Source organism: Spiroplasma endosymbiont of Lariophagus distinguendus, assembly GCF_023846195.1.
GTDB lineage: Bacteria > Bacillota_I > Bacilli_A > Mycoplasmatales > VBWQ01 > Spiroplasma_E.
Genome location: NZ_JALMUW010000037.1, coordinates 1 through 10,702 on the forward strand (window position 1 = coordinate 1; position 10,702 = coordinate 10,702).

At 27.9% G+C, this 10,702-nt stretch carries 6 protein-coding genes; 5 read left to right on the forward strand and 1 reads right to left on the reverse strand.

Annotated features, from left to right (window positions below; genetic code table 4):
* Positions 1 to 65: 65 nt before the first annotated feature.
* The 5 genes from M0D11_RS03955 to rpoC all read left to right on the forward strand — a co-directional run bounded on the left by M0D11_RS03955 (position 66) and on the right by rpoC (position 9,226).
* The gene (locus M0D11_RS03955) at positions 66 to 278 is read left to right on the forward strand and encodes a hypothetical protein (RefSeq protein ID WP_252320294.1); all 213 of its coding nucleotides are present in this window, start codon (positions 66 to 68) and stop codon (positions 276 to 278) included.
* Between the two features lie 365 nt (positions 279 to 643).
* A complete protein-coding gene (rplJ, locus tag M0D11_RS03960; protein WP_252320296.1) occupies positions 644 to 1,135 on the forward strand; it encodes a 50S ribosomal protein L10 in 492 nt (163 codons plus the stop codon).
* Positions 1,136 to 1,175: 40 nt separating this feature from the next.
* On the forward strand, positions 1,176 to 1,556 hold the full coding sequence (gene rplL / locus M0D11_RS03965) for a 50S ribosomal protein L7/L12 (RefSeq protein WP_252320298.1): 381 nt from the start codon (positions 1,176 to 1,178) through the stop codon (positions 1,554 to 1,556).
* Positions 1,557 to 1,738: 182 nt separating this feature from the next.
* Entirely contained in the window at positions 1,739 to 5,449 is a 3,711-nt protein-coding gene (gene rpoB, locus M0D11_RS03970) for a DNA-directed RNA polymerase subunit beta (protein ID WP_252320300.1), read from the forward strand.
* Positions 5,450 to 5,473: 24 nt separating this feature from the next.
* Positions 5,474 to 9,226: a DNA-directed RNA polymerase subunit beta' gene (gene rpoC / locus M0D11_RS03975; RefSeq protein WP_252320304.1), complete on the forward strand. Its 3,753-nt coding sequence runs from the start codon at positions 5,474 to 5,476 to the stop codon at positions 9,224 to 9,226.
* A 72-nt stretch (positions 9,227 to 9,298) separates the two neighbouring features.
* Here the strand turns inward: rpoC and M0D11_RS03980 are convergent, their stop codons facing one another.
* Entirely contained in the window at positions 9,299 to 10,474 is a 1,176-nt protein-coding gene (locus M0D11_RS03980; RefSeq protein ID WP_252320302.1) for a TIR domain-containing protein, read from the reverse strand.
* Positions 10,475 to 10,702 lie beyond the last annotated feature (228 nt).

Here is a 10,702-nt window from a genome sequence, read left to right on the forward strand (position 1 = left end):
TATATAATTTTATTGAGTATTTAAAGGTAGAAAAAATATTCAAAAAGTGAAAGGAATAATAAATTATGCCATGAAAATCTATTGAGAATAATAAATTAAAACAAGAAGCACATGCTAAAAATGCTGATAAAATAAATAAAGCTTGAGGAGAAAAAAATGAATCTGAAAGAAGAGAAAGAGTTTGTAAAAATCTTGAGTTAGATAAATCAAAAATAAATAGTGAATCTTCTTCAAGTGAAAGTAAAAACTCTAGTAGTAAAAACAGTAACCAGTTATAAAAAAAAACAATTTTTTTAATTAAAATAAACTTCAATATGAAGTTTATTTTTAATTTATTTTTTTAATCTTAATTAAGATATTGATGAAATTAGCATTTATGTTATTAAAAATAGTGTTTATAACTTAAAAGATATATAATAAAAAATTATTTATTTAATCTTTTGTAAATTTTTCTTGATTTTAATATATATATATCATATAATATACAAGCTAGAATAAGCCAAAGACAGCAACGGACTTTTGTCTTAATTATGTTGCTCAGGTAATTTCCATCATTATATATGCATGTGATTTACTCGGTTTTGCTCCGAGTTTTATTTACTACTTATTGCTAGTTATTTCAGAATAATAAGGAGGTGTACTTATGCGCCCAGCAATGGTTGAAAAACAAAAAACTATTGATTTAATTGCTAAGCAAATTAATGATTCAAAAACAACAATTGTTGTACAATATCAAGGTATGAATGTTGAAGAAATTAGTTCTTTACGTAAGGAATTAAGAGCTAAAGGTGCAACATTCACTATTTATAAGAATAATTTAGTTGCTCGTGCTTTAAAAAAAGAATATTCATCGCTTGAAAGTAGTTTAGTTGGCCCAAATGGTTTTATCTTTGGATTTGAAAACGACTTAGAAACAGCTAAAATAGTTTCTAATTATGCTAAAATTAATAAATTATTAGTATTAAGAGGTGGCATTTTTGAAGGGAAAGTTATTGACCAAAGTGAGTTACAAAAAATAGCTTCATTACCATCAAAATTAGAATTAATTTCAATGTTAGCTTCTTGTTTACAAGCACCAGTTCGCAATTTGGCTTTAGCAATTAAAGCAGTAGCCCAACAAAAAGAAAACGCATAATTAACACTTATTAAATAAAAAAAATATGGAGGAAAAAATAATGGAAAATATTACAAATAAACAAATTATTGAACATGTTAAAACAATGACAGCAGTTCAATTAAAAGAATTAGTTGAATTAATTGAAACAACTTTTGGAGTAACTGCAGCAGTTGCTTCTGCACCAGCAGCAGCTAAAGAAGAAGCAACAAAACCATCAACAGTTTCTGTAATCTTAAAAGAAGTAGGAGACAAAAAAGTTGATGTTATTAAAGCAGTTAAGGCAATTGTTGGTGGTACAATGTCTTTAATGGATGCTAAAAAAATGGTTGATGCAGTAGCAACAGGACCACAAAAGATTTTAGAAAATATTGATACAGCAAAAGCAACAGAACACGAAGCAACGTTAAAAGCCGTTGGTGCTATTGTTGAAGTTAAGTAGTTCAAATATTAAAAATTTATATGAAAACCAGTTTTAATTAATACTGGTTTTCTGTTTGTTATTTAACTAAAAATTATCAACTTAAAACTTAATATTTTATCAAACTAATTAGTAATTTAATACTAATTAACTGAAATCAAATTATTTGATTTTAATAAATTTTTAAAATTGGAGATGAACCAATGTCATATACTACAAAACAATTTGGTCATTATGCTAAAAGACGTGACTATACTAAAGTATCAGGAAATTTAGATCTTCCTGATTTAATTTCAATTCAACGTGATACTTATAAATGATTTATTGATACAGGAATACAAGAAGTATTTAATGAAATATTTCCGGTAACTGATAATGATAATCGTATTATTTTATCATTGATTGATTGAGAATTTCGTAAACCAAGAAGAACATTAAAAGAAGCAAAAGATGAGTCAAAAACTTATGAAGCACCAATCTATACAAAATTATCTTTATCAATTCATGAAAATAATCGTCATTTAACTATTGCTGCTAAAGATAATATTTTAGATTATTTAATGCGTTGAATTAAAGACCAATTTGGTATTAAAAACATTAATGAACCAAAAGTTAGCGATAATATATATTATTTTGAAGAAAAAAATGTTCATGCTAATAGTGAATTTTCAACTATTGAAGTTACTATTAAAAGTAGAGAAGAAGATGTTTTAATTGTTGATTATACATTAACTCGTGAAGGAGATGTATTTTTAGGTGATTTTCCATTAATGACACAAAAAGGAACCTTTATTATTAATGGAAGTGAAAAGGTTGTTGTTTCACAATTAGTTCGTTCACCAGGTGCATATTTTAAAATTGAAATTGATCCAAAAACCGGATTATATAAATTTTTAGGTGATTTAATTCCATCACGTGGAACTTGACTAGAATTTGAAACTGATTCTAAACGTAATAAATTAGTTCGTAATAAAAATGAAATTAAAGATATTATTCAAGTTAAAATTGAAAAATCACGTAAAATTGCAGTAACCACTTTACTTACTGCCTTAGGATTAACTAAAGATGATGTTATTAATATAATTGGTAAAGATGATGTTTTATTAAATACTTATGAATATGATGAACATCAAAATTGACCAGCAGCAGTACAAGAAATTTATAAAAAAATTAAAGCCGGAGAAACTGCCAGTGTTGATGGTGCTGCAAAATTTTTAACTGGATTATTATTTGATTCAAAAAAATATGATTTAACAAAAGCAGGAAGATATAAGTTAATTCAAAAATTAGCTATTACAGATCGTGTTTTAAATTACACTCTAGCTGAAGATATTAAAGATATTAGAGGTAAAGTTGTTTTATCCAAAAAAACAGTAATTGGTAAATCACAATTAGAAATTCTAAAAACAGTATTAGAAGAAGGAGCATGTTTAGTACCTTTAAAAACATCAATTAGTGATAGTGAACCAAAACATTATGTGCAGTTAATTAAAGTTTATAATGATAAAGAAAGATTAAATGAAGTTATTAATGTTGTTGGAATTAATCCTAAATGTAAAGAAGTAATTATTACTATTGCTGATATTTTAGCAACTCTTTCTTATATTTTAAATTTTGTTCATGGTATTGGTAATGCTGATGATATTGATCACTTAGCAAATCGTCGTATTCGTACAATTGGTGAATTACTACAAAACCAATTTCGTATCGGGATGGGACGTATTGAAAAAAATGTTAAAGAAAAAATGTCAACTACTGATAGTGATAAAATGAAACCAGCAAATATTATAAATAATAAACCATTAACAGCTGTTATTGGTGAGTTTTTTAACTTATCACAATTATCACAATTTATGGATCAAACTAATCCATTAGCAGAATTGGCTAATAAAAGACGTTTAACTGCTTTAGGACCTGGTGGATTATCACGTGATCGTGCTAGTTTAGAAGTTCGTGATGTTCACTATTCTCACTATGGAAGAATTTGTCCAATTGAAACTCCTGAAGGACCTAATATTGGTTTAATCAATAATTTAGCCACTTATGCTCGTATTAATGAATACGGTTTTATTGAAACACCTTACCGTCAAGTAATTGCAGGTAAAATTACTAATGAAATTAAATATTTAACTGCCGGTGAAGAAAAGAATTATATCATTGCACAAGCTAATATTGAATTAGATACTAATAATGTTATTAAAAATAATAATGTTATTGCTCGTAGTAATGGTCAAAATATTATTGTTGGACCAAACGAAGTTGAATATATTGATGTTTCACCAAAACAAATTGTGTCAATAGCTACAAGTTGTATTCCCTTTTTAGAAAATGATGATGCTAACCGTGCTTTAATGGGTGCTAATATGCAACGTCAAGCAATTCCATTATTAAAACCACAAACACCAATTGTTGGTACGGGTGTTGAGTATGCTGTTGCTCGTGACTCAGGATTAGCTATTGTTGCTAATTTACCGGGAGTTGTACAATATGTTGATTCTCATGAAATTATTATTAAATCAGAAGATGAAATAACAACTTATGAGTTAAGTCGTTTTGAACGTAGTAATCAAGGAACAGCAGTAACTCATGTGCCATTAGTAAAAGTTGGTGATAAAGTTGAAGTTAATCAAATTTTAGCAGACGGACCTTCAATGAAAGATGGTGAACTTGCATTAGGACAAAATGTAATTATTGCTTTCATGACTTGACATGGTTATAACTATGAAGATGCTATTATTATTAGTGAACGTTTAGTAAAAGATGATGTTTATACTTCAATGCATATTGAAGAATATAATTTAGAATGTCGAAAAACAAAACAAGGTAAAGAAGAAATTACACGTGAAATCCCTAATACTTCTGAACAATCAAGACGTTATCTTGATGATGAAGGAATTGTTTTAATTGGAACTGAAGTTAAAGAAGGAGATATTCTTGTTGGTAAAGTTACACCAAAAGGTCAAACACAATCAACTGCTGAAGAAAAATTATTAGCAGCTATTTTTGGTGAAAAATCACGTAATGTTAAAGATAATTCATTACGAGTACCTAATGGTGGTGCTGGAATTGTTCAAGGTATTAAACGTTATAAACGTGAAGATGGTTTTGACTTACCTTCAGAAGTAGAAGAAGTAGTTAAAGTATTTATTGTACAAAAACGTAAAATCCGAGAAGGAGATAAAATGGCTGGAAGACACGGAAATAAAGGTGTTATTTCTAAAGTCTTACCAATTGAAGATATGCCTTTCCTAGAAGATGGAACACCAGTTGATATTATGTTAAATCCATTAGGAGTACCATCGCGGATGAATATTGGACAAATTCTTGAATTACACTTAGGAATGGCTGCTAAAACTTTAGGAATTAAAGTAGCAACCCCTGTTTTTGATGGTGCAAAAAATCAAGACTTGTTAGATATTATGAAAGAAGCAAAATATAATGACTTTGATAAATTAACATTATATGATGGTTTAACTGGTGAAAAGTTTGCCAAGAAAATTTCAGTTGGTGTTATGTATATGTTAAAACTATCACACATGGTAGATGATAAATTACATGCTCGTAATGTGGGCCCATATTCATTAATTACTCAACAACCATTAGGTGGTAAGGCACAAAATGGTGGACAAAGATTTGGAGAAATGGAAGTTTGAGCATTAGAAGCTTATGGTGCTGCTCATACTTTACAAGAAATCCTAACTATTAAATCTGATGATATTAAAGGTAGAATTAAAACTTATGAAGCGATTCTACGTAATAAACAAATTCCAACGCCAGGTATCCCTGAATCATTTAATGTTTTAACAAAAGAACTACAAGGTTTAGGAATAAATATTGTGTTAATTGACGAAAAAGGTCAAGAACAAAAAGTTGTAACTTACGATGAAGAAGTCGAAAGTTATCTTGAGGATTAGAAAAGGAGTAATAAATATATGCAAATGCAAAAAAATTCAAAACATTATACTGCCCTTAAAATTTCTCTTGCTTCTCCCGATCAAATTCGCTCATGATCACATGGAGAAATTACAAAGCCAGAAACAATTAATTATAAGTCATTAAAACCTGAAAAAGATGGATTATTTGATGCACGAATATTTGGACCAACTAAAAATTATGAATGTACTTGTGGTAAATATAAGAAAATAAAAAATAAAGGTAAAGTTTGTGAACGTTGTTTAGTAGAAATTACTGAAGCAATTGTTCGACGTGAACGTTTAGGACACATTGAGTTAGAAGAGCCAGTAACTCATATTTGAATGTTAAAGGCTTCTCCTTCAAGAATTGCGTTAGCATTAGATATGAAAGCTAAAGACTTAGAAGAAGTAGCATATTTTGTTTCTTATATTGTTTTAGATCCAGGGACTGCTAAAGGTTTAAAACAAAAAATGATTATGGATTTAGGTAATGCTAAATCTTCAACTGATACTCGTAATCGTTTACGTAAAGTATTTGCACAAATTTTAGAACAATTAGAACCTTCTTCTTTTGCTTATACTCGTGCTCAAATGTTAACTGATACTTTAGCAGATACTTCACGTCCATTTTCAATGGATGAATGTGCTCAATTTATTACTAAACATACTGGAACAAAATTTGGAATTGGTGCTTCAGCTATTGAGTATTTATTAAAAAATATTAATTTAGAAAAAGAATTTCTTGCCATTAAAAAACAATTGACAAACAAGAAATCACAAACTGATCGTAGAAAACTAGAACGTCGTTTAGATGTTATTGATTCATTTGTTAAATCAGGAAATAAACCAGAATGAATGGTATTACACGCTATTCCGGTGATTCCACCTGATATTCGTCCAATTATTCAGTTAGATGGTGGTCGTTTTACAACATCAGAAATTAATGATTTATATCGAAGAATTATTATTCGTAATGAACGCTTAAAAAAAGTAAAACAAATGGGAGCACCAATCTTAATTATTAATAATGAAAAAAGAATGTTGCAAGAATCAGTTGATGCTTTATTTGATAATGAACGTAAAGCACGTCCAGTAACAGGAAGAGATAAACGTCCATTAAAATCTTTAACTTCAACATTAAAAGGAAAACAAGGACGTTTCCGTCAAAACTTATTAGGTAAGCGTGTTGATTATTCAGGTCGAAGTGTTATTGCTGTTGGTCCGGAATTAAAAATGTATCAATGTGGTATTCCTCGTGATATGGCAATTATTTTGTTCAAACCTTTTGTTGTGCAAAGATTAGTTCATCAAGAATTAGCTTTAAATATTAAAATTGCTGAAAAATTAATTGAAATTCAAGATGAACGAATTTGAGATGTTTTAGAAGAAGTAATTAAAGATCGTCCTGTCTTATTAAACCGTGCTCCAACTTTACACCGTTTAGGAATTCAAGCATTTGAACCAATTCTAGTTAAAGGGAAAGCTATTCGTTTACACCCACTAGTAACTCCTGCTTTTAATGCTGACTTTGATGGTGACCAAATGGCTGTTCACGTGCCAATTACTCAAGAAGCAGTAGCTGAAGCAAGAAGTTTAATGTTAGGTTCAAAAAATATTTTAAGTCCTAAAGATGGTAAACCAATTGTTACGCCAACTCAAGATATGGTTCTTGGTAATTATTATTTAACTATTGAAAAATTAGATGAATTAGGTCAAGGTTCAATTTTTAAAGATGTTAATGAAGCAATTAAAGCTTATGATACAAAACAGGTTTCATTACATGCTATTATTGGAATTCGTGTTGCTAGTTTAGGTGCAAGTAAATTTTCTGCTACCGATCAAAATAAATTTTTAATTACTACTATTGGTAAGATTATTTTTAATCAAATGTTTTCAGAAAGAATGCCATTTATTAATCGCCCAAATATTATTAATTTAACTGAAACTCATAATGAAGATTTAGTTGCAACTGATGTTGATTTTCGTGAATTTATTAAAAAAAGAGTTATTGTTGAACCATTTAAGAAAAAAGCTTTAGCAGATATTATTCATAAATATTTTAAAACTTTTGGAACTCAATTAACTGCACAAATGTTAGATAAAATGAAAAATCTTGGTTTTAAATTTTCAACAATTTCAGGAACAACAATTTCTGCAGGCGATGTTGTATCTTATTCAGGTAAAACAAGATTATTTAAAGAAGCAGATGAATATGTTAAAACAATTAACAAGTTTTATAAACAAGGTATGTTAACTAATCGTGAGCGTCATTACCATATTATTAATAAATGAAGTGGTATTAAAAACAATATTCAAGTTGAACTAGAAACAGTTTTAAGAAAAGATATTGAAAATCCAATCTTTATGATGTGAGATTCAGGTGCTAGAACTAATATTAGTAACTTTACTCAATTAGTAGGGATGCGTGGTTTAATGAATAATCCAAAAGGAGAAGTTATTGAATTACCAATTAAATCTTCATTCCGTGAAGGATTAAATGTTTCAGAGTTCTTTATTTCTACCCATGGTGCTCGTAAAGGAATGGCAGATATGGCGCTTAAAACTTCTGACTCAGGTTATTTAACGAGAAGACTAGTTGACGTTTCACAAGATATTATTGTTACTGAAGAAGATTGTAATACCGGTAATGGCTTTATAATTAGTGACGTTGTTGACCAAAAACGTAATAATATTATTGTGCCGTTACGTGACCGTTTATTTGGACGTTTTGTTCAAGGTGATGTTGTTGATAGTAAAAATAATGTAATTGTTGCAAATAATGAATTAATTACTGAAAAATTAGTAGAAACAATATTAGAGGCAAAAATTACAAAAATAAATATTCGTTCAGTTTTAACTTGTGAAGCAAGTTATGGTGTTTGTCAAAAATGTTATGGTATTAATTTAACAACAGGTTCTATTGTTGCTATTGGCGAAGCAGTTGGAATTATTGCGGCGCAATCAATTGGTGAACCAGGAACTCAACTAACGATGAGAACTTTCCATACTGGAGGAGTTGCTGGTGGTAGTGATATTACCCAAGGATTACCAAGAATTAAAGAATTATTAGATATTACTAATCCCAAAGGTGCTGTTGCTATTATTAGTGAATTTGATGGTAAAGTAACAGATATTCGTGAAGAGCAAGGAATTTATACAATTACTGTAAAGTCAAAACTTGACTATAAAGAATACAAAACTCAATATAATGCGCAGGTAAGAATTAAAATTGGTGATAATGTTAAGATTGGCCAAAAACTAACTGAAGGTGCAATTAATATTACACAATTACTAGAAGTAGCAGGAATCATTGAAGTTCAACAATATATTTTAAAAGAAGTACAACGTGTTTATCGTTTACAAGGAATTGAAATTTCTGATAAGTATATTGAAATTATTGTAAAACAAATGTTGAATCGTATTTTTGTAGTTGAAGGTAATGATTCACCATTATTGCCTGGAGCGATTGTTGATATCAAAGAATTTAAGAATGTTAATGCCAAAATTATTGTTGCTGGTAAAAAACCTGCTTTTGGTCATCCAATTATTTTAGGGATTAAAAAAGCACCATTAGAATCAGAATCATTCTTGGCTGCTGCTTCTTTCCAAGATACAACAAGAGTATTAACTAATGCTGTTATTAAGTCAAAACAAGATAATTTACGTGGTTTAAAGGAAAATGTTATTTTAGGAAACTTGATACCGGCCGGTACTGGTTTAATGCCAACTGAGAAGTTAATAGGTATGGGTAATTCTTCACTTGAAGAAGAATACTAAATTAAATTAAAATAAAAAGTGAGAATAAAATTCTCACTTTTTATTTTAATTTAATTTTACTAGTTGTATGTTTTAAAGATACGATAAATATATTTCTGGACATTCTTGTGTATAATTAATTTTACCAGAATTTATAAATTTTTTTGTTTTTTTATTAAACTCTTGCATTGTTTTTTCAGATTTTTCTTTTGCTTCACATTCTTCTGAATTATCTTTTTTATGGAGATGTATTCTTTTAAAATTTTCGTCTTTCAGTATACTTATTTCTTGTCGTTCACTACCAATTCCACTATCTTTACTATTATGTTTTAAAGATAATTTTCTTAAAAGATTACTTTTATTATCATCTTTAGTAAAGTCCATTGTAATTTCTTGTAGTAATTGATTGTTAATTTCACTATCTTGACTTGAAGTTAATATTACATTATTTATTTTTTCCTCTGATTTAGAAGCTACTACACTATCACTATCATCATCTTCGTTAAAACCACTATCTTGACTTGAAGTTAATTTTGCATTATCTATTTCTTCGTCTGATTCAGAAAGTATTTCAATATCACTATCTTCTTCTTTAAAACCATTATCTTTATTTGAAGATAATATTACATTATCTATTTCTTTTTTTTCATTAAAAACAGTATCTTTAGTATTATCTTTTAAAACAGTTGGTTTTAAAAAACTAGGGCTGATAACATTTTGATAAAACATTTCTTCTTTTTTATGATTAGATTGAACTTTATCAAGTAAATTTTTAAGAATTATTATATCTGAAAAGATTTCATCATAAGTAGCAATAATTGCATGTTTATTTATTACGGTTTCATATATTCTTTGACCAGCATTTTCTTGGGTGATTAAAGAAGAATAATCACAAGTGTTATTAAAATTACAATTTGTTTTTGCTTTTTTAATAAAATCAGCAGTTAAAAGTATTATAAAACTATTTATCTTCTTTCTTCTATTTAAACTTCCATATTTATTTAATGAAGCTTCAATTTCTCAGTCAATATGTTGTCTACATTTTGTATGTATTCCTAGAATAAGAATAGTAATAGTTGTATCTTTTAAATGATTTTCTCTAATAGTTTTACCGATTTTATTATTTGATCATGTGGTATCAATATCCCCTATTTCTACAGACATGTCTTTTATATTTAAATAATTAGCATACTTTTTAATTAACTCTGCTAATTGGTTTTTTTCTTCTTGTTCTCTTAGATGATGATATGAAATAAAAATTTTTCTCACTGTTTAACTCCTTTTTTTAACATTATTAAAAATTATGTTTTATAATTTTTTTGATTATAAAACATAAGTCTTAATAGGTAATTTTAAAGATATTGTTTTAAAAATTTAAATTTGTTTTTTACTTATATTTTATTTAAACATTTAATATTTTAATCTGTGTAGTTTAATAATTTTTTGATTTGTTCATTAGTTGCAGTTGCAAGTGAAAGTATTGAAATAAAATATAAG